Here is a 19,491-nt window from a genome sequence, read left to right on the forward strand (position 1 = left end):
TGACGAGGGAGCGCGACGTGCCGGTCATCGAGAGCAAGGTCGATCTGGATTCGGCCGAGACGCGCGCCAATGCCGAGAACTGGGCCGCCCTGTGCAGCGAATTGCACGAGCGCCGCATGACGGCAGCACTCGGCGGCAACGCCAAATCGCGCGAGCGCCATACGGCGCGGGGAAAACTCCTGCCGCGTGAGCGTGTGCTGCGCCTGCTCGATCCCGGTTCCGCCTTCCTCGAGATCGGGGCGCTCGCCGCCTTCGATATGTACGACAAGGAGATCCATGGCGCCGGCATGATCGCCGGCATCGGGCGCGTTTCCGGCCGCGAATGCATGATCGTCTGCAACGACGCGACGATCAAAGGCGGCACCTATTATCCGATGACGGTGAAGAAGCATCTGCGCGCCCAGGAGATCGCGCGCGAGAACCGGCTTCCTTGCATCTATCTGGTCGATTCCGGCGGCGCCAACCTGCCGCACCAGACCGAGGTCTTTCCTGACCGCGAGCATTTCGGCCGGATCTTCTACAATCAGGCCAATCTCTCGGCCGAAGGCATTCCACAGGTCGCGGTGGTGATGGGCTCCTGCACCGCCGGCGGCGCCTATGTGCCGGCGATGTCGGACGAGACGATCATCGTCAAGAACCAGGGCACGATCTTCCTCGGCGGCCCGCCTTTGGTGAAAGCCGCGACCGGTGAGGTCGTCTCGGCGGAGGATCTCGGCGGCGCCGATGTCCATGCCCGCCTCTCCGGCGTCGCCGACCATTATGCCGGCGACGACACCCATGCGCTCGCCATCGCGCGCCGCATCGCCAGCAACCTCAACAGCGTCAAGCGGCCCGATATCGATATCGCCGAGTCGGTCGAACCGCTCTATCCGGTCGAGGAGCTGGAAGCCGTCGTCCCGACCGATCTCAAGAAGCAATACGACATCCGCGAGGTCATCGCCCGGCTCGTCGATGGCTCGGAATTTGACGAGTTCAAGAAGCTCTACGGCACGACGCTGATCACCGGCTTTGCCCGCATCCACGGCATCCCGGTCGGCATCATCGCCAATAACGGCATCCTGTTCTCCGAGAGCGCGTTGAAGGGCGCGCATTTCATCGAGCTTTGCTGCCAGCGCCGGATTCCGCTGCTCTTCCTGCAAAACATCACCGGCTTCATGGTCGGCCGCGATTTCGAGACGCGCGGCATCGCCAAGGACGGGGCCAAGCTCGTGACGGCGGTGGCCTCGGCTCGCGTGCCGAAAATCACCGTGCTGGTCGGCGGCTCCTTCGGGGCCGGCAATTACGGCATGTGCGGGCGCGCTTATTCGCCGCGCTTCCTCTTCACCTGGCCGAATTCGCGCATCTCGGTGATGGGCGGCGAGCAGGCGGCGAGCGTGCTCGCGACCGTGCGCCGCGACAATATCGAGGCCGAGGGCAAGAGCTGGACGGCGGACGAGGAAGAGGCCTTCAAGGCGCCGATCCGCTCGAAATATGAGGAGGAGGGCTCGCCCTATCACGCCACCGCCCGGCTCTGGGACGACGGCATCATCCTGCCCTCCGAGACGCGGCGCGTGCTGGCGCTGGCTTTCTCGGCCTGCCTCAACGCCGAAGTGCCGGAGACGAAGTTCGGCGTGTTCAGGATGTGAGGGCCGGTTTGGAACCGCCACTGGCATTCCGGGGCTTCGCGTCAGCGAAGAGCCCGGAACCCAGAGCCGATGCCGGTTCTCCATAATGCGCTCGCATGGTGAGCTTCACTGATCGAGCGCATCGGTTTTGGGTTCCGGGCTCAGGCCTGCGGCCTGCCCCGGAATGACGGGATGGTTTGGAGGAAAGACGATCAGCGCTACTCCGTCTTTCCCTTCTCCGTCAGCGCTGTGCGCTGCCATCTTGTTCCGCGAGGGGAGAAGTGCGCGTTTCCGAAGGGCCGCGACGCCTCTTCCCTTCTCCCGGATGGATTCCTCTGCGAAACGCGGCTGAGGACTGATATTTTGACGGCGGATTGTTCGCCTGTGACGGGCGGTCTTCAGCGGTTGGCTTGGAGAGCTCGCAGTCGACCTGGTTCAGCCGCCTGCGATGATGGTGGCGCGCCGGAGATTGTAGACGGTTGCGAAGGCAATCAGGTCTGCGGTGTTGGCGACGAACGAGTGGCATCGCGTCCGGGCTTTGCCATAGAGGCGCTTCATGGCGCTGAAGACAGCTTCGACGGGAGCGCGGCGGCGCGCGATCAGGGCGTTGCGGCGCTGCAGCCAGCGCGGCAGGACAGCGATGTGCTTGTGCCGGCGATGCATGATCCGGTCCTTGATGCCCAAGGCCTTCAGGGCGGCGCGCTGGGCCTTGCTCTCATAGCCGCGATCGGCATAGACGGCGGCCTCGTCGCCGCTGACGAGCCCTGGGGCCATCTCGACGTCCTGTATCCGCGCCGAGGTCACGAGCGCCGTGCGGATCAGGCCCGAGCCCTCGTCGACGCCGACATGCAGCTTGTAGCCGAAATGGGCCTTGCCGTTCTTCTTGCCCCAGTCGGCGCCGGGTTCACGGGGGTGGCCCTTGCCCAGCCCGGCTTCGCGTGACGGGGCAGCATGCGTCGCCTGAACGATTGTGGCGTCGAGCAATGTGCCCTTCTTCAGGATCAGACCCTTGGCCGAGAGCTGCGCGCCGATCTCGGCAAAGCAGGCCTCGAGCACGCCCGCCTGCGCTGCCGCCAGCCGAAAGCGGCACAAGGTCGTCTCGTCGGGCGTGCCGCCATCGAGCGCAAACCCGCAGAAACGTCGAAACGACAGCCGGTCCAGCAGCGCCTCCTCCAGGCCGGGATCCGACAAATCGTAAAGCGCCTGCAGATAGAGCGCCTTGAGCATCGCAAGCGGCGCGTAAGGCGGCCTGCCCGTCTCAGCCTGGCGCAGCTTGCCGGCCAAGGGCGCCAGCCGATCCCACGCGATCAGCCCATCGATCTTCGCAAGCTTCGCGTTCGCACCCAGGCGTGGGTCCAAAAACGCCTCAGCCAAAGACATCTGATCCGACATGCCGATCACCCCGCCGCACCCGAGCGAAGTGAATCAGCAATCAAACCTCAACGCCAGGGCCCTTTCGCAGAGAAATCCGGATGGGAGAAGGTGGCGCGGAGCGCCGGATGAGGGTGTGCCCTCTCAGTAGGAGGCGCTGCGGCTCCGTCGCGCCTCAATGACTACCGGCACACCCTCATCCCTGCCCTTCTCCCATCCGGGAGAAGGGTTCCCCGCGCCCTTTCCGTCCTGCTCGCCCTTATCTCGAGCATCCACGTCTTGAACGCACACCTAGACGATATCGACCGGCGCTTGGTCGACCAGCGACAAGCGCCCCACGATCGTTCCAGGTGTGAGAATTGCGCCTGGTGCGATCACGGCATTGGCTCCGATTTTCACTCTGTCGCCGACCACAGCACCGAATTTGCCGACGCCCGTATCGATCCGCCCTTCCTTATACAGGAACGATATCGCGCTATCGGGCCACTCGTTTCGGTGATTTGCGATGACGGCGCCTGCTTCCAGATTCACATCGCTCCCCAGCAGGCTGTCGCCGACAAAGTTGAAATGGGCGAGCCTTGAGCCTGCGAACACAAAGGACGATTTCAGCTCGGTACCCGGCCCGAGGATGCAATCCGCTTCGAGCCAGCAGCCACCACGCAGCAAGGCTCCCGCTCCCACGAAGCAGCCCGGTCCGATAATAGCGGGTCCTTTGATCGCCGCTGCCGGGTCGACGATCGCAGAGGCGTGAAGGGCGATGCCGGCCGTCACCGAATAATCATCGCCGAGCTGACCCAGCAGTCGCTCGATAAACTGGGGCGAGCCAGCCGTCAGCTCCCACGGCTTGAGGTCACGGAATTGCCCAAGTGGAGACGAGCTGAACCGGCCAATCTGGTCGACGATGAGCGGCATGTGGATTCCCGACGAGGCCCTGCATCGTGATCGAGGTCGAACGGAGCCGCAATCCGCCCATGGCGGTCCCTCAGCCCGATTGCCCTCAACCGCTCCATATTCGAGCCGCGCTGTCATTCCGGGCCGAGCGCCTATTTTGGCTTGAGCAGGTAAGTGGCGATGGCAACAAGCTGTGGCGGCTGAGGATTATTCGCAGCAACAAATGCATTTAAATTGATGTTCAAGCTTCCCAGGCGACAATCCGCATTGTTGAATCTCTCTGAGAGTACCGAGCATTCCCGCTGTGCCTGCGTATAAAGGGACTTTCTTGCCGCTTCCAGCATGGCGATATCGGATTCGCTATCGTTCGATACGGGCTGAATCGCGGACCGAAAACTGACTTGGATGCGGATTTGTTTTTCCGCCCCATACGCCTGGGTAAATTCCTGCCCTGCCTGTGGCAAGGTATACTGAAAGGTTTGTGCAATTGAGTTTGAGGCAGAGAGCATCAGCGAAATGACCACAGGAATACTGGTCCGCAGCATGGCGAATTTCCCCCTCGGCATAAGCGCCTGATCAGTATGATTGGCTGCTGCGATTTCGATCCAGGAATTTGGCCGTTTTCGTGAAGCTTTTGCGGCTTTTCGCGTATGGGCTCCCACCCAACGCTGATCTGCCCTCGACGTTCTGGAAGGCGCTGCCAAGGTGCCACTTGTTCCAACCGCCCCACCTTCAGTCGTGATTGCGAGCGTGAGCCGAAGCAATCCAGGAGGTTCGCGCCACGGCCCTGGATTGCTTCGCTGCGCTCGCAATGACCCTCGAGGCCAGCCTTCACCCCGCTACAAAGGCCTCATGTACGCCGGCCAATAGCGGAATGCGCGTCTGCCCTGCATCGCTCCCTCTTCCGTATGCTGCATCCTGCTCTATGGTCGCGGCCGCCTTCAAACGGTTGAACTGAGAAAAAACGCGAGGATACGCATGTCTGGGCATAACAAGGTCGCCATCATCACCGGAGCGGGTTCGGGCGTCGGTCGCGCGGTCGCGCTGGCCTTCCTGAAGGACGGCTATCGCACGGTCCTGGCCGGGCGCAGGGCGGACGCACTGGCGGAGACGATCAAGCTCTCGGGCGTGTCCGCCGAGCAGGCGCTTGCCGTGCCCACCGACGTCACCGACCAGGCTTCGGTGCAGAACCTGTTCGCCCAGACCAAGGCGGCTTTCGGGCGGCTCGACGTGCTGTTCAACAATGCCGGCGTCAATGCGCCCGGCGGCATCCTGCTGGAAGACCTCTCGCTCGAGCAGTGGCAGGCGGTGGTCGACACCAACCTGACCGGGCCGTTCCTGTGCACGCAGGAGGCCTTCAAGCTGATGAAGGCACAGGAGCCCAAGGGCGGGCGCATCATCAACAATGGCTCGATTTCGGCCTATGCGCCGCGGCCGAACTCGATCGCCTATACCGCGACCAAGCACGCCATCACCGGCCTGACCAAGACCTCCTCGCTCGACGGGCGCAAATACGACATCGCGGTGGGCCAGGTCGATATCGGCAATGCGCTGACCGAGATGGCGCAGCGCATGACGCAAGGCGTGCCGCAGGCGGATGGCTCGATCAAGATCGAGCAGGTCATGGACGTGAACCATGTCGCGACCTCGGTGCTGCACATGGCGAGCCTGCCGATCGAGGCGAATGTGCAGTTCATGACGGTGATGGCGTCGAAGATGCCTTTCGTCGGGCGCGGGTGAGGACACGCTGCGGAGCGGGGCGCGGAGCGGAGCCTTAACCGTCATGGTCGGGCTTGTCCCGACCATCCACGTCTTGCGACGCAGGCCGGATGCGTGACAGGTGAGGTGTTTGCTCCGGAGTGCTCAGCTTGCCATCCGTCGGTTCACCTCAGACGTCGGAAGACGTGGATGGTCGGGACAAGCCCGACCATGACGAGGAGGGGGGCGCCGGGGCCGTGAGCGCCGCCATCGCCCGCGCCTATACCCGCACCATCTGGGGCATCGCGCTCGGCATCCTGGTGTTCGCGTCGGGCGTCGTCGCCTGGGCGCTTGCCGCAGGTAATGCGCAATTGTTCAAGGACGGCGTCGACTGGGTTTATGACGTCGCGCTTTACGGTATCGCGGCGCTGGTCTTCGGCCGCGACGGGCGGGCGGAAAAGCTCGCCGCGCTCGCTATCGGCGCGGTAATGGCGGTGGCGGGCTTTCACACGCTCTACGACCTCTGGGACAAGATCGCGCGCCCGCGCCCGATCGATCTCTGGGCGCTGGAATTCTCCGCCGCGAGCGCGGTCATCGTCGCCGTCTTGATCGTCGGCCTGCTCTGGCGCTTCCGGGGCGAGGACAACCCGGTGATCAAGGCGACCTGGCTATCCTCCCGCAACGATGTGATCTCGACCACGGGCTTTGCCGTGATGGGGCTGTTCGCGCGATTGGCGCCCGTGCGCTGGCCGGAATATCTGTTCGATCTCTTCGTCGCAGGCCTGTGCTTCCAGGCGACATGGGCGATCTGGCGCTCGGTGCGCCGGCTCGAAGCCGCGAAGCCGGATTTGCAGAACAAGGCGGCGACAGGGGCGATCTCCCGGCTATAAAGGCGGCACCTGTTCGAGGATGTCGCTCATGTCGATCGCCGCCAGACTGCCCTCCATCCTGATCGCCAATCGCGGCGAAATCGCCTGCCGCGTCATCCGCACCGCCCGGCGATTGGGCCTGCGCACCATCGCGGTCTATTCCGATGCGGATGCCGAGGCGCTGTTCGTCGAGATGGCCGACGAGGCCTGGCATATCGGGCCCTCGCCGGCGCGCGAAAGCTATCTCGACGCCGAGACAATCCTGGCTGTGGCGAAACAGGCGAATGCGGCCTGCATCCACCCGGGCTATGGCTTTCTCTCCGAGAACGCCGATTTCGCCGAGGCTTGCGCCAAGGCCGGCATTGTTTTTGTCGGACCGCCGGCCTCGGCCATCCGGGCCATGGGCCTGAAGGATGCCGCCAAGGCATTGGTCGAGAAGGCCAATGTGCCGGTGGTGCCGGGCTATCACGGCGCCGAGCAGGGCGCCGATTTCCTGCGCGCGGAAGCACGGCGCATCGGCTACCCCGTCTTGATCAAGGCGGTCGCGGGCGGCGGCGGCAAGGGCATGAAGAAGGTCGATCGGCCCGAGGATTTCGACGAAGCGCTCGCCAGCGCCCAGCGCGAAGGCAAGAACGCCTTTGGCGATGCGCGCGTGCTGGTCGAGAAATATGTGCTCTCACCGCGCCATGTCGAAATCCAGGTCTTTGGCGACAGCCATGGCAATGTCGTCCACCTCTATGAGCGCGACTGCTCGCTGCAGCGCCGCCACCAGAAGGTGATCGAGGAGGCGCCGGCGCCGGGCATGAGCGCGGAGGTCCGCGCCGCCATGGGCAAGGCCGCGACCGAGGCCGCCAAGGCCGTCGGCTATGTCGGGGCCGGCACGGTCGAGTTCATCGCCGATGGCCGCGAAGGCCTGCGCGCCGACCGCTTCTATTTCATGGAGATGAATACGCGCCTCCAGGTCGAGCATCCCGTGACCGAGGCGATCACCGGGCTTGATCTGGTCGAGCTCCAGCTCAAGGTCGCGGCCGGCGAGCCGCTCGGTTTCAGCCAAGCCGATGTCACTGCCACCGGCCATGCGGTCGAGGCCAGGCTTTATGCCGAGGATCCCGAAAAGGGCTTCTTGCCCTCGACCGGTAAGCTCTGGGCACTGCGCTTTCCCGAAGGCGAGGGCATCCGCATCGATACCGGCGTCGAGGCCGGCGATACGGTGACGCCGTTCTACGATCCCATGATTGCCAAGGTGATCGCCCATGGCGCGACGCGCGATGAGGCTCTGGACAGGCTTGGCGCGGCGCTGGGCGAGACGATCGTCGCGGGACCGCGCACTAATCTCGCCTTCCTGAAGGCGCTGACCGAGGCGCAAGGGTTTCGCGAAGGCCCGTTCGACACCGGCTTCATCGAGCGCAACATCTCAGGCCTCGGAGCAGAGCCGCAGCCGCTCGATGCCGCGGCCGTGGCCGCCGCCGCGCTGCAATTGGAGGAAGAGCGGCAGGCGGACGGGCTGCTGGCCGCCGCGGGGCGTTCCGATAGCGAGGCGCGCTCGCCCTGGCTCGTCGCGGATGGCTTCTCATTGATGCCGCAGCCGGCGCTGGGCCTGGCCCTGCTGGTCGATGGCGAGCGCATCGAGGCGCGGATCGAATGGCATGAGGAGGGCGCGCGCGTCAGCCTGCCCGCCCATGAGATCGGGGAGGGCGAGCACGAGATCGTGCTGGCCCAGGCTGAGCGCGGAACCTATCTCGCGCTGCATCGCGGCCGCCAGACGGCGGTTGCGCTGTTTGACCCCTTCAGCGTCGATCTCGATGCGGCGGCGGGCACTGGCGGCGTCATCAAGGCGCCGATGCATGGCAAGCTGATCGCGCTCTTCGTCACGGCTGGCGAGGCGGTGGTGAAGGGCCAGAGGCTCGCCATCGTCGAGGCGATGAAGATGGAGCATGTGCTGGTGGCCCCGCGCGCCGGCACCGTCACCGAGGTTGCGGGCGAGGCGGGGGCGCAGGTGGCCGAGGGCGCGAAGGTCGTGGTGCTGGGGGAGTAGGGCGGGTGTTCAGGGAGGGGCGCGTTTGCTCCTAAGCCGGCATGAGCTGATCAGCGAACGTTTCAGCCTGCGCCGTCGAAATGCGCCAGTCGAGTTCTCCACCAAAGAGGTTAGCTGCGAGGCTGCAATCGAGGGCGCTGTAATGGGGACGCTGAACGGCGGAGCCCAAGTCGAGCATCGAGACCCGCAACAGCTTGGGCGTGCGCCTTCCTGCGAGCTGAAGCGCTTGGAATGCTGTATCAACCCAGTCGGCTCGTGATACCGCAGGCGATCCCGCCAAGTGCAGTATGCGAGGAATAGCGTCTCGCTCTTTCATGCGCTGGGCCAACTCCAGCAATCTCTTGGCAAGCAGGAAAATGGGAGTTGGCGAGCCGATTTGATCGCTCGCGACCTTAGCAATACCATCCTGACCTCGCAGAAGGTGGGTGATGAAGTCTTTGCCGTCGCCAAACAGCCAAGCGACCCTGGCTACACAGACTCCTTCACTGACGGCGAGGACGTTTTGCTCGGCTTCGACTTTCAAACGACCATAATTGTTGATGGGTGACACAGGATCCGATTCTCGCCAGGGTCGACTGGTCGCGTCGCCAAAAACGTAATCCGTGGAAATGTGAATAAACGGCGCGCCGATCTGTGCACACGCATGTGCCATGCGACCAGGTGCGAGCGCGTTGATCGCGCGTGCATGATCTGGTGCAATCTCCGAAGCCTCGACGCTGCTAATGGCGGCTGCATTGATTACAACGTCCGGGCGCAGCCGCGTGAGTGCAGTCTCAAAGGCAACCGCATCCGTAACATCCAATTCTGCGTGCGATAGCGCGTGCACGCGGGTCCCGCCAACAATCGACAGTGCGCGCGCAAGTCGGCCATTCCCGCCACTAACGAGAACTTGGATACACACCTGTCGCCCCCTCGATAGGTCGCCTGATCTCCAAGGAATGTGAGCGAGTTTGCCGGAGATGGATAGCGGCTTTCCGCCTGCCGCCGTCGTTCCGCCCACGACTTCATGCCCTTAGCGCGCAACGGCCTCTTTGCGAGCCCTGACCAGGCGTGCGCCATTGTCCTGACTGCCTGCCCGTGGGCCGAGCCCGGTGCGAAGATGGTGATGCTTGGGGAGTGAGCCGGCTTCAGCGCTGGGAGCTCGGTGCGAACCGGTAGTGAATCAGGTCCATGACGACGGCGTCATCGCGCGTCCGGTTTCGATAACCGTGCCGACGATCGGCGGGGAACCTCAGCGATTGCCCCTGCTTGAGCGGCCTCCACTCCTCCTCCACCAGCAATTCAACTTCGCCGTGCAGGACGGTGACATGCTCCACGACGCCAATCTCGTGCGGCTCGGAGATGCTCTCGAAAGCGGGCGCGAAGGTGAGCTCGTAGAGTTCGAAACCAAATCGCGCCTCGTATGGAAACAGGAGCGCGCGTTGCATGCCTTCCTGCGCCGGGCGCACGCGAAGTTCGCTGGCGTCGCGAAACAGCAGGACATCACCGTCCTCGCGATTGGCCTCCAGCAGTGCGGTCATGGGCACCCCTAGACCCGTGGCGATCTTCCAAAGCGTTGCGACGGTCGGCGTGGATTCGCCGCGCTCGATCTGGCCCAGCATCGCCTTGCTGACGCCGGTCCGCGCTGCCGTCTGATCGAGGCTCCAGCCAAGATCGCGCCGGATCGACCTGAGCAGGTTCGGCGTGTCGACGGGGCTGATGGCCTTCATTCCGGGGCAATCTCCAGAGCGTGCGTTATTGCGCACAAATGGGGCGTGCGCTAAAGCGCACGAATGCGCGCAACTGTGGTTGGTAGCATCAGGCCGGAGGATTGTCCCATGCAGCCCGTCAGCGGAAGTCTCGCACCAGATTTCGGCGCCACGCAGCCGAGCACCAGGCTCGATCTTCACCGCATCCGGCAAGCGCGGCAGGAGATTTCGCGGGTTTTCCGCGACACGCCGCAGTTCCTGTCTGCCACGCTCGGCGATTTGCTGGGCTGCGAACTCGTCATCAAGCTCGAGACCGCAAACCCGATCGGCTGCTTCAAGGGGCGTGGGACAGAGGTCGCGATGTCACGTCTTGCAAGTAGCTCGGGTCCCATGGCCGCTGTCTGCGCCAGCGCCGGCAACCTCGGACAAGCGCTTGCCTATAGCGGCCGGGCACGCGGTATCGCCGTCAGTGTGATTGCGGGCAAAGGCGCCAATGCCGCGAAGATCGAGCGAATCCGCCGGCTCGGCGGGACAGTCGAATTGGTCGATGGCGATATCGAGAACGCTCGCGAGCGTGCCCGGGAGATTGCAGCTCGCGGCGATGCGTTCCTCGTGGAGGACAGCGAAAATCTCGACACTTGCGAAGGCGCGGGCACGATCGGCCTTGAACTCGTCGAAGGGTTCGATCGAATCGATACGGTTCTGCTCGCGCTCGGCGGGGGGCTCTGGCCACCGGCGTGGGGCATGTCTTCAAGACCTTGTCGCCGGCGACGGATGTCGTCTGCATCCAGCCAAGAGGCGCGCCGGCCCTGGCGAAGTCCTGGCGGGCGCGATCGATTGTGACCACTGACCGGACCGATACGATCGCCGACGGTGTCGCCGGCCGATTTCCGATCGCTGCGGTTCTCGACGACCTGCTCGCCACCGCAGACCACGTCCCGCTGGTCGAGGAAGAGAGCATCATCGAGGGCATGCGGATGCTCTACCGGCACGCTGCCCTCGTCGCCGAACCTTCGGCCGCGCTTGGTATTGCTGCAGTCCTGGAAGACCCCGCGCGTTATCGCGGCAAGCGCGTGGCCGCAGTGATATGCGGTTCGAATGTCCTGCCCGACTCATTCAGGGCATGGATGCAGGCATAGGTGCGAGCACGCTTATGTCTCCGCTTTGCAATTCGCATGCGGCGCTCGAGTCGATAGCGACGAGCCGGCCTCTCAGACTGGGATCAGGTGGCGGGCCGCTTGGCTAGAGCAAGGCCGATGCCTGGCGCAATCATTTCGCCGCCAGAGCCTTCACGCGAACCGGTGGTCACTTCGCTCGAAAGCACGCCAGAGCCGGATGATTTCAGGTCGGATTGCTAAGTGACCCGACCTGAAATCTGAATCCGTCTCTCATCAAAGAGTTAGAGCAGGATCGGTTCGAAAAACCGGTTCCCACTTTTTCGCATCCTGCTCTAGAGACCGCAGTTAAATCGTCGGCCTGTCCACAGAACCGACAGACGGTCGCGTTGAGCCCGTGCCGGATCACCCTGCCGCAGGGGCGCCAGAGCTTTCGACGACGCCAATCCCGTCGGGGAGCGTCCACTCGCGTTCCAGCAGCTGCCGCACCGTATCCGCCTGATCGAAGGCTTCCTGCATCGCGCGCTCCCAGGCCGATGCGGCCGGAGTATTCTCAAGTTCCGTCCTGCTTACCATCTGACGACAGAGTTCGCCGCGCTCCCGCAACGTCCGCATCGCCGCGCCGAGCGATTGCTCCGAGGCGAGGAACTGCGCCGCCAGCATGATTTCGGCTGTGTAGACATGGCCGATATGGCAGCGGAACTGGGTGAACGGACCCAGGTGCTGACGACGCAGGGCGCCGCCGCAATCCGGGCAAGTCACCGCGATGGGTTGGTCGCTGGTATAGGCCGTCATCACCTCCTCCTGTCTCGACCCAACGGGGAGATGCGGCGTCGCGACGTTCGTGGTGTCCATCGCTGCGACGAGCTCGACGAGCAGGCGCGGCATCTCTGCCGCAGGCAGACAATGGTCGATCGTGACATTGGCGATAGCGCTGCGTGGCATGCTGGGGTTGATGGCGTCGGCGGGGTCCTGCACGAGCGTGACGCCGCCGCTGTCCTTGATCTGATAGAGGCCGGCGCAACCATCGTTCAGGCCGCCGCTCAGGATGACGCCGACGACGCCGGCGCCGTAGCTCTCCGCCGCGCTGCGAAACAACGGGTCGATGGCCGGACGCGCCCAATTTTCGCGCGGGCCCTTCGTCAGCCGTATCCGTCCGTGCCTTACGATCATGTGATGATCGGGAGGCGCAACGAAGATCATGCCACCTTGAACGTCATCGCCATCTTGGGGATGAACCACAGGCAAAGGCCCAATCTGACTCAGGAGCCAGGGGAGCTCGCTCTTGTGCGCGCCCAGATGCACGACCACGAAAACCGCGGCCGGAAAATCGCTTGGCAGACCGCCGACGATAGCGCGCAGGGCCTCGATGCCCCCGGCCGAGGCGCCGATGACGACGATGGTGGGCGGCCGGTCACTCATAAAGGCACATGGTGCGGTTATCCCGTCTTTTCGGCTCGCATCTCGATCGATTGCATCGCGCTCTATCGACGGGGCGTATTGCGAAAGCGCGCAATCTCTTCCCCAGCGGTCCACTAGAAATTACGGAGAAGTCGGCACCGAATTGAAGTTCCCCTGCGAGGGAGGTTTTCGAATCGATTTATTTGGGCCGATTTTCAGTTCGATCATCCAAGTGAAGAAAAACTAACATTGCCGACTTCGATGCGTATTCAAGCGAATTTGCACTCAAGGACACATGCTGAATAAAGAACAAGACCAGGGATAATATGTTCCATTTTCTGTAACAGGGATCGTCGTCCGTAGAAAATTGCTTGCATCAGGCTGATGGGGCGGTGAGTGCCCGGGGAGGGGCGTTCGAGCCATGGCGGACGGTGCCGGGCCTCTCAGGCGCGGCCAGTCCCCGGGATCAGCTGGCGGGCCGCTTGGCGAGGGCAAGGCCGATGCCCAGCGCAATCATCGCGCCGCCCGAGGCTTCCCGCAGGCGCTTGATGAGCTCGGGCCGTGCCGCCGCGCCGTCCCGGATACCGCTGGCCGCAAAGGCCACCACGACGTCGGCCAGGGTGTTGAGCACGACGGAGATGAAGCCCAGCACCATGAACTGCAACGCCACGCTGCCCGTCATGTCCACGAACTGCGGAATGAAGGCCAGGAAGAACGCCGCCGTCTTCGGGTTCAGCGCCTCGACGAGCACGCCCTCGCGAAAAGCCCGGCGGGGGCCGATCGGAGGCTCGACAATGCCGCCGGCCAGGACATTCGCCGCGTCGCGCCGGGCGGCCTGGAAGGTGCGCAAGCCGAGCCAGACGAGATAAACCGCTCCTACAAGCTTGAGCACTGTGAAGAGTTCGGCGCTCGCCAGCACGAGCGCGGAGACGCCCAGGCTGCCGGCGAGGACATGGACCATTCCACCCAGGCCGGTGCCGAGGCTGGACGCGATGCCTTCAGCGCGACCGCCTGCGAGCGTGCGAGCCGCGACGTAGAAGATGCCGGGACCGGGCGTGATCGCCAGCAGGAAGGCCGCGGCGAGATAGAGGGCAAGCTGCGAGAAGTCAGGCATGGATCGGCCCCGTCGAGAGAGGAGGTAACTGGATGAGGGCTGAGGGGAACCTCGAACCCTCTCTCAGGACGGGATCAGGGTGGCGGCCGTGCGCTCCACCGGGCGATCGCTCGCGGCAAGGCCGGCCGCGACATTGGCTCTGTCGGCCTCCGGACGATTCTGGCTCATCTTGCGCTTTCCCTCCAGCCTCGTGATCGGCATGCGGATGCCGACGATCCCGCGCAGCTGCGCCTGGATGAAATCGGGAGGGGCATCGGAGACGGCCCAGGGCGCCGCGCGCTCGCCCTCATGGATATTGGTCAATCGGGTCACGGCCGCCAGCAGCCTGGTGGGGTCATCGAAGAACTCGACCGGGCCATAGGCGTGAACCGCAACGTAGTTCCAGGTCGGGACAACCTTCCCGGTCTCCTGCTTGGTCGCGTACCAGGACGGCGTGATGTAGGCGTCCGGCCCCATGAAGATCGCAAGCCCGTCGCCGGTGACGGGAGTTCGCCATTGCGGGTTGGCCTTGGCGAGATGGCCGTAGAGCACGCCGTGCTCGCCCTCGTTCTCGTCGAGATAGAGCGGCAGCGGCGTGGCCAGCACGCCGTCGGGTGAGGCGGTGACGAAATTGGCGAGCCGCGCGGCCCGGATCGTCGCCCGGATGCTGTCCCTGTCGTCGTCGCGGAAGGCTGGAGGCGTGTACATCTGCGAACTCCTTGCGTTGCCGGGACAGATGCCGCCAATCTGGCTTGCTGGGAATAGCCAGTTGCGAGGGATTGATGTGGGCCAGTTAGACGGTGTCGGCCGCAGGATCATCGCGGCGATCAAGGAGCAGATTCATAGCGGCGCCTATCGGCCCGGTGATCGCCTACCGTCGTCGCGCGCCTTCGCGATGGAGTGGGGAGCATCCCGCACGACGGTGACGGCGGCGTATGGTCAATTGATCGCGGAGGGCTATCTGGTCACGCGGGCCGGCGCACGTCCGATCGTGGCGCAGGGCCTCGCGGCCAAGACGACGCCGACGCCCGCACTGACGGCGGCGGTGCGGCATCTTTCGGGCTTCGCGCAGCGCCTGCTCAGCTTGCCGCCGCCGACGCCGTCTCAGGCGGTCAACGTCGCGGATTTCCGCTATGGGGACCTGGCCGGCGACGATTTTCCCGTGCTGGCCTGGAGGCGCGCGCTGACCAAGGTCAGCCTTCGGCGAAAGGCGCGGCTGCGCTATGCCGACCCCCAGGGCGCCACCGATCTGCGCTCGGTGCTGCAAGGCTATCTCTGGCGCGCGCGCGGCATCAATTGCTCGCCGGACGACATCGTCATCGTCAACGGCTCGCAGCAGGGGCTCGATCTCTGCGCCCGGCTGCTGCTCGACCCCGGCGATGCCTTTCTCATCGAGAATCCCGGATACATGCTCGCCCGTCACGCCTTCATCGCAGCGGGTGGCATTGCGGTTCCGATTCCCGTCGATGGCGAGGGCCTATGCGTTGATGGGCTGCCGCCGGGGCGTCTCGTCTACGTTACACCCTCGCACCAGTTTCCTCTTGGCGGGGTCCTCTCCGCGACGCGCCGACGCTCGCTCCTGGCCTGGGCTGCAGCCTCGGGCGCCTATGTCATCGAGGATGACTATGATGGCGAGTACAGGCACGACATCTCCCCGATCCCGCCCTTGCAGACGCTTGACCCACAGTCGGTGATCTATGTCGGCACATTCTCCAAGACGCTCTCGCCGACCTTGCGACTGGGCTATCTCGTTCTCCCCGCCGGGCTGGCTCGGGCGTTCAGCGAGGCCAAGCGCCTCACCGATCGGCACAGCCCGCTCCTGGAGCAGGAGGCGCTGGCCGAGCTGCTGGCGAGTGGCGCCTATGAGCGCCACGTCCGCAGCATTCGCCGGAAGAACGCCGAGCGACGCGCCGTGCTGCTCCAGGCCCTGTCAGCCGAATGCGGGCCGGCCGTATCGATCGAGGGAGCCGATACGGGCCTGCATGTCGTCATCTGGATCAACGGCGTTGGCGCGGATCGCGAGGCTGGGATTGTCGAGGCCGCGCGGTCAATCGGGCTCGGCATTCATCCTGTCTCGCCATTATACGATCCGAAGCTATCCAAGCCCCAGACGGCAGGGTTCATTCTCGGCTACGCCGCGCTCGACACCGAGATGGTGCGGCGTGGTATCTCGATGCTGGCGACCGTGCTGACGAAGCGCCGATGAGGCCTTGCCGGTATTTCGACTGAGGTCGGCCCATCACCCATAATCGCCGTTCTGTCCGCGACCTCGTGGTCTTGGCGAGCCTTTTGACGCGGACCTTCAGATCGTTGCGAAATAGTGGTCAGGCGGCGTTGCAAAACCTGGACGCCGCACTCTAACCTTGAGTGGCGAGATTACAGGGGGAGTCCATGAACGCTCGAACATGGATTGAAATCGTCGAAGACAATGTCGGCCGATATGGCGAACTTGTCGCCGGTATCGACCCATCTCTCGCCGATCTGCCTCGGTTTTTTGAACGCGACGATGTCGGGGGCTGGGTCGACCGTTTCGTGAATTTCGCCCTCGACGCGGTCGAGGGTCGCGTTGGCTTTGTGAAGTTTCAGTCGGCCTATTTTGAAGCCTGCGGCCTGGCGGGACTTGCGGCCCTTGCCTCCGGAATGAAACGGGCAAAAGCGGCGGGCATGGGCGTCATTCTCGACGCCAAGCGGGGGGATATCGGGGCTACGGCTGCCGCCTATGCCCGCGCATATCTGACGCCAGCCTCGGAGGGCGGAAGCGGCGATTTCGAAGCCGACTGCCTGACCGTCAACCCGCTGATGGGCCCAGATACGCTGGAGCCCTTCGTTGAATGCGCCAACCGCTTCGGGAAAGGTCTGTTCGTCCTCTGCCGGACATCAAATCCGGGAGCAAGCTGGCTCCAGGACAAGATGGCGGGCAACCGGCTGGTTTCCGATCGCGTGGCCGACTTGATCGGAAGCTTCGCAACTGCGGACTTGCGCTCCTTAAGTCCAATCGGCGCTGTGGTCGGGGCGACAGTTCCCAATGAAGGCGCGCGTCTGCGGCAGCTCTTGCCCAACTCCATCATCTTGGCGCCTGGTCTGGGGGCTCAAGGCGGCGATATCGCCAGCATTCACTCCCTGCGAGGCAGCCGCCCCGGCGATTTGCTCGTCCCCGTGTCGCGAGGACTGACCCGGGTCGAAGATCGCGATATTCCAGCCGAACTCTATCGCCACATGATCATCGAGAGGATTGGCAGCTTCAAAGCCGCGATCGCCTATGACCATGCCCATGGTCACATCAAGTCGGCGTGATATCGAGTTGGCCGTGACGTTCCCGACCGGGCAGGGAGCGGCGAACAGGAGCCAAAGCCATCGTCGGGGCGATGAAGGTGGAGCAGGGGCTGCCGCCCCGCAGGATGTGAAGTCAGCCCTAGCGTCGCCAGTCCTTCGCCAGCAGCGCGTAGAGCACATCGTCGCGCCAGACCTCGCCGACGCGCAGATTGTCGCGCAACAGGCCTTCGCGGCTGAAGCCGAGTTTGTCGATCAGTGCGATCGAAGCGGTATTGTCGGGATGGATGAAGGCCTGGAGGCGATGCAGGCCGAGTTCGGCGAAGCAGAAGTCGAGCATCGCTGATACGGCTTCCCTGGCAAAGCCCTGCCGGTGGCGCGCCGGGGTGATGATATAGCCGATGCTCGCGCGCCTGCTGCGGATATGGCCGTCATGGTAGTTGACCAGCCCGAGGCAGCGATCATCGCCTGCCTCAGTCACCGCCCAGAAGCGATAATAGGATGGCGTGCAGTCGATGAAATTGCGCACGGCCCGCTCGGTTTCGAGGGGCTTCGTATAGACCGGCTGGTTCCAGAAGCGCATCGCCTCGGGGTCGGCGAAGCATTCATGCATCGCCTCCGCGTCATCGGCGCGAAACTGGCGCAGGCGCAGGCGTGGGGTCGAGAGGACCGGGTGCGGTATGGGTTGCTTTGCCATCGGGGCCTGCCAGGAGACGCAAACCCTGCCACCGAACGGTCGAGCCGGCCAGTCCCCGGCGATCATGGGATCCGCTTTGCGGCCCAACTCGGTCCGTCGCGGGCGGGGGGGCAAATACGGCTCCACCGCCCTCGTAGATTCGACTGGATCTGGCTGTTGCGGCTCCCGGAGCCAAGGCTGAGATTCGGCTCCAGGCAGCGGTTGTCAGCCCGCGACCACGTCTTACTGCTTGAAGCCGATCAGCACGCCATCGGCGCCAAGAGAGAGCTGAAGCCCCTGCCGGCGCGTAGCCAGTCGCAAGGTCACTCCCTTGTCGTTCTTCAGCCAGACACTGCCGCGTCCCTGATTGCCGACAGCCCAGCCTTCCTTCAGCTGGACATAGGCGCCGGCAAGGTCGGACCTGTTCTTAAGTCCGTAGACCGTTCCGGAGGCGACGGTGCGCGATGCGCCGATCGACCCCAGGCCGATGCCGCCGACCGTGATCGGATAAGTGCGGCCGTGATAACGCAGCGTACCGCCGCCAACCTCGCCGGAGGCGACAAAGCCCGCCTGGACCTGCTCGATGCTGACGGTACCGGTCGCCGGACCGAGTGAGCGCGACTGCGCCATGGCCGGCGAAGCCAGCATGAGAAAAGCGGCTAAGGAAACGGCCGTTTGCCTGATCGTTGTCATGTTCTGCTCCTCGCGCCTGATTGGCGGTGTGACTGATCAACGCGCGAAACGCGATTTCGATCCCGACGAGAGCGGCGTTGGGTCGAATCTCCGGCTCCAGACAATGTTCCGATGGCTGCAGTTGGCGCGAACTGGCCGACTGGAGCGAGCCGGGAAGTTCCGGGATGCCCCGGCTCTAGAGCCTTGTTTTAACGCGTTTTCTTCACGCGGACCGGTGTCCACTTCGCTCGAAAACGCTCTAACCGTCGAGCGCGGCGATCGCCTTTGCCATGATCGCCAGGTTGATCTCGGCCAGCGGGTCGTCGTCACCGAGGAACCAGGCGGCCGAGAGGCCGCACCAGGCGATGAGCCATTGCAGCAAACGGGGGCGCTCCAGCCCCGATCGCGCGACGACGATGTCAAGCCGGCGCTCGAAACGGCCCAGCGCGACCGGGGGCTCGGGATCGGAGAGAGCGGGGTCGCAGAACAGGATGGTGTATTCGAAGGCGCGGTCGCCGATGACGCATTTCGGGTCGATGGCGCGCCAGCCGCGCCCCTCGAAATCCAGCACATTCTCGTGGTGGAGATCGGCATGGAGCGGCAGGATCTCTCGCTGCGCCGCCAGCAGTTCGCGCGCCGTCGCGGCCGAGCGGGCGAGGAGGCCGCCGCGCTGCTGCGCCATCGCAAACAGGTCCTTGAACCAGGTTTCGAGCGGGATCAGTCCGGTTGGAGCCGGGCCGCGCGGCTGCTGCAGGCGGGCGATCGCCTCGCAGAGGATGAGTGTCGCTTCATCGTCCCTGCCGTTGCGTGCCATGGCCGCAAGCGAGCGCTTGCCGATGGCGCGTTCAATCAGCATGGCGACCTCGTCGCGGGCAAGCAAGCGTGCGGCCCCGTCGCCGTCCCAGTATTCGAGTAGGCGGTAGCCGAGGCGCTCATCCTCGGTCTCGGGCAGCTTCAGCATGGCGGGCTCGCCCTGACGGCGCACCGGCAACAGGCGGCTGCCATGGGTGATGATGGCGTCGCCATCGGGCGTGAGCGCCCAGCGTGACAGCCAGGGCTCAAAATATTGCCAAGACTCGAAATCGGCAGGCGTAGCGGAATCCACGGA

Annotated in this window: 17 protein-coding genes and 1 pseudogene; 7 read left to right on the forward strand and 11 right to left on the reverse strand. The window is 64.3% G+C overall.

The window, feature by feature from the left end; genetic code table 11:
- The first annotated feature begins 17 nt into the window (after positions 1-17).
- Positions 18-1,625 (forward strand): carboxyl transferase domain-containing protein, encoded by a 1,608-nt coding sequence (locus tag RMR04_RS11420; RefSeq protein WP_311914742.1) that lies wholly within the window; start codon positions 18-20, stop codon positions 1,623-1,625.
- A 414-nt stretch (positions 1,626-2,039) separates the two neighbouring features.
- On the opposite strand, the gene RMR04_RS11425 is transcribed toward RMR04_RS11420, so the two are convergent.
- The 3 genes from RMR04_RS11425 to RMR04_RS11435 form a co-directional block, all read right to left on the reverse strand.
- Complete coding sequence (locus RMR04_RS11425; RefSeq protein WP_311909523.1) at positions 2,040-2,963, reverse strand: IS5 family transposase; 924 nt, start codon at positions 2,961-2,963, stop codon at positions 2,040-2,042.
- 303 nt (positions 2,964-3,266) lie between these two features.
- Positions 3,267-3,887, reverse strand: coding sequence for an LbetaH domain-containing protein (locus tag RMR04_RS11430; protein ID WP_311914743.1), 621 nt, complete (start codon positions 3,885-3,887; stop codon positions 3,267-3,269).
- A gap of 131 nt (positions 3,888-4,018) precedes the next feature.
- The gene (locus RMR04_RS11435) at positions 4,019-4,411 is read right to left on the reverse strand and encodes a hypothetical protein (RefSeq protein WP_311914744.1); all 393 of its coding nucleotides are present in this window, start codon (positions 4,409-4,411) and stop codon (positions 4,019-4,021) included.
- 433 nt (positions 4,412-4,844) lie between these two features.
- On the opposite strand from RMR04_RS11435, the gene RMR04_RS11440 reads away from it, so the two are divergent.
- The 3 genes from RMR04_RS11440 to RMR04_RS11450 all read left to right on the forward strand — a co-directional run bounded on the left by RMR04_RS11440 (position 4,845) and on the right by RMR04_RS11450 (position 8,468).
- Positions 4,845-5,606: an SDR family oxidoreductase gene (locus RMR04_RS11440; protein ID WP_311914745.1), complete on the forward strand. Its 762-nt coding sequence runs from the start codon at positions 4,845-4,847 to the stop codon at positions 5,604-5,606.
- Positions 5,607-5,821: 215 nt separating this feature from the next.
- The gene (locus RMR04_RS11445) at positions 5,822-6,454 is read left to right on the forward strand and encodes a cation efflux transmembrane domain-containing protein (RefSeq protein ID WP_311914746.1); all 633 of its coding nucleotides are present in this window, start codon (positions 5,822-5,824) and stop codon (positions 6,452-6,454) included.
- A 28-nt stretch (positions 6,455-6,482) separates the two neighbouring features.
- Positions 6,483-8,468 carry an acetyl/propionyl/methylcrotonyl-CoA carboxylase subunit alpha gene (locus tag RMR04_RS11450; protein WP_311914747.1) on the forward strand — a complete coding sequence of 662 codons (1,986 nt, stop codon included), beginning with the start codon at positions 6,483-6,485 and terminating at the stop codon, positions 8,466-8,468.
- A 31-nt stretch (positions 8,469-8,499) separates the two neighbouring features.
- Here RMR04_RS11450 and RMR04_RS11455 read toward each other — a convergent pair whose 3' ends face one another.
- Together RMR04_RS11455 and RMR04_RS11460 are read right to left on the reverse strand one after the other, a co-directional pair.
- Positions 8,500-9,468: an SDR family oxidoreductase gene (locus tag RMR04_RS11455; RefSeq protein WP_311914748.1), complete on the reverse strand. Its 969-nt coding sequence runs from the start codon at positions 9,466-9,468 to the stop codon at positions 8,500-8,502.
- Positions 9,469-9,595: 127 nt separating this feature from the next.
- Complete coding sequence (locus tag RMR04_RS11460; protein WP_311914749.1) at positions 9,596-10,177, reverse strand: helix-turn-helix domain-containing protein; 582 nt, start codon at positions 10,175-10,177, stop codon at positions 9,596-9,598.
- Positions 10,178-10,285: 108 nt separating this feature from the next.
- On the opposite strand from RMR04_RS11460, the pseudogene RMR04_RS11465 reads away from it, so the two are divergent.
- A pseudogene (locus tag RMR04_RS11465) lies at positions 10,286-11,295 on the forward strand (threonine/serine dehydratase).
- A gap of 381 nt (positions 11,296-11,676) precedes the next feature.
- Here RMR04_RS11465 and RMR04_RS11470 read toward each other — a convergent pair.
- From RMR04_RS11470 to RMR04_RS11480, 3 genes are all read right to left on the reverse strand, one after another.
- Entirely contained in the window at positions 11,677-12,693 is a 1,017-nt protein-coding gene (locus tag RMR04_RS11470) for a chemotaxis protein CheB (RefSeq protein ID WP_311914750.1), read from the reverse strand.
- A gap of 445 nt (positions 12,694-13,138) precedes the next feature.
- Entirely contained in the window at positions 13,139-13,786 is a 648-nt protein-coding gene (locus tag RMR04_RS11475) for a LysE family translocator (RefSeq protein ID WP_311914751.1), read from the reverse strand.
- A gap of 63 nt (positions 13,787-13,849) precedes the next feature.
- A complete protein-coding gene (locus RMR04_RS11480; RefSeq protein WP_311914752.1) occupies positions 13,850-14,473 on the reverse strand; it encodes an FMN-binding negative transcriptional regulator in 624 nt (207 codons plus the stop codon).
- A 76-nt stretch (positions 14,474-14,549) separates the two neighbouring features.
- Between RMR04_RS11480 and RMR04_RS11485 the strand changes: the two genes are divergently transcribed.
- Positions 14,550-15,971, forward strand: a complete 1,422-nt coding sequence (locus RMR04_RS11485; RefSeq protein WP_311914753.1) for a MocR-like pyridoxine biosynthesis transcription factor PdxR — start codon at positions 14,550-14,552, stop codon at positions 15,969-15,971.
- Between the two features lie 185 nt (positions 15,972-16,156).
- The gene (gene pyrF / locus RMR04_RS11490; RefSeq protein WP_311914754.1) at positions 16,157-17,059 is read left to right on the forward strand and encodes an orotidine-5'-phosphate decarboxylase; all 903 of its coding nucleotides are present in this window, start codon (positions 16,157-16,159) and stop codon (positions 17,057-17,059) included.
- Positions 17,060-17,177: 118 nt separating this feature from the next.
- Here pyrF and RMR04_RS11495 read toward each other — a convergent pair whose 3' ends face one another.
- The 3 genes from RMR04_RS11495 to RMR04_RS11505 all read right to left on the reverse strand — a co-directional run bounded on the left by RMR04_RS11495 (position 17,178) and on the right by RMR04_RS11505 (position 19,488).
- Positions 17,178-17,732, reverse strand: a complete 555-nt coding sequence (locus RMR04_RS11495) for a GNAT family N-acetyltransferase (protein WP_311914755.1) — start codon at positions 17,730-17,732, stop codon at positions 17,178-17,180.
- A 222-nt stretch (positions 17,733-17,954) separates the two neighbouring features.
- A complete protein-coding gene (locus tag RMR04_RS11500) occupies positions 17,955-18,359 on the reverse strand; it encodes a hypothetical protein (protein ID WP_311914756.1) in 405 nt (134 codons plus the stop codon).
- Between the two features lie 283 nt (positions 18,360-18,642).
- Positions 18,643-19,488: an aminoglycoside phosphotransferase family protein gene (locus RMR04_RS11505; protein ID WP_311914757.1), complete on the reverse strand. Its 846-nt coding sequence runs from the start codon at positions 19,486-19,488 to the stop codon at positions 18,643-18,645.
- Between the last annotated feature and the right edge of the window lie 3 nt (positions 19,489-19,491).

Origin of the sequence: Bosea sp. 685 (assembly GCF_031884435.1) — a bacterium.
GTDB lineage: Bacteria > Pseudomonadota > Alphaproteobacteria > Rhizobiales > Beijerinckiaceae > Allobosea.

Bases quoted from the DNA above. Each gene is read 5' to 3' on its own strand.
- RMR04_RS11495 (WP_311914755.1), bottom strand. From the start codon at position 17,732: ATGGCAAAGCAACCCATACCGCACCCGGTCCTCTCGACCCCACGCCTG.
- RMR04_RS11435 (WP_311914744.1), bottom strand. From the start codon at position 4,411: ATGCTGCGGACCAGTATTCCTGTGGTCATTTCGCTGATGCTCTCTGCC.
- RMR04_RS11480 (WP_311914752.1), bottom strand. From the start codon at position 14,473: ATGTACACGCCTCCAGCCTTCCGCGACGACGACAGGGACAGCATCCGG.
- RMR04_RS11440 (WP_311914745.1), top strand. From the start codon at position 4,845: ATGTCTGGGCATAACAAGGTCGCCATCATCACCGGAGCGGGTTCGGGC.
- RMR04_RS11470 (WP_311914750.1), bottom strand. From the start codon at position 12,693: ATGAGTGACCGGCCGCCCACCATCGTCGTCATCGGCGCCTCGGCCGGG.
- RMR04_RS11500 (WP_311914756.1), bottom strand. From the start codon at position 18,359: ATGCTGGCTTCGCCGGCCATGGCGCAGTCGCGCTCACTCGGTCCGGCG.
- RMR04_RS11475 (WP_311914751.1), bottom strand. From the start codon at position 13,786: ATGCCTGACTTCTCGCAGCTTGCCCTCTATCTCGCCGCGGCCTTCCTG.
- RMR04_RS11460 (WP_311914749.1), bottom strand. From the start codon at position 10,177: ATGAAGGCCATCAGCCCCGTCGACACGCCGAACCTGCTCAGGTCGATC.
- RMR04_RS11430 (WP_311914743.1), bottom strand. From the start codon at position 3,887: ATGCCGCTCATCGTCGACCAGATTGGCCGGTTCAGCTCGTCTCCACTT.
- pyrF (WP_311914754.1), top strand. From the start codon at position 16,157: ATGAACGCTCGAACATGGATTGAAATCGTCGAAGACAATGTCGGCCGA.
- RMR04_RS11450 (WP_311914747.1), top strand. From the start codon at position 6,483: ATGTCGATCGCCGCCAGACTGCCCTCCATCCTGATCGCCAATCGCGGC.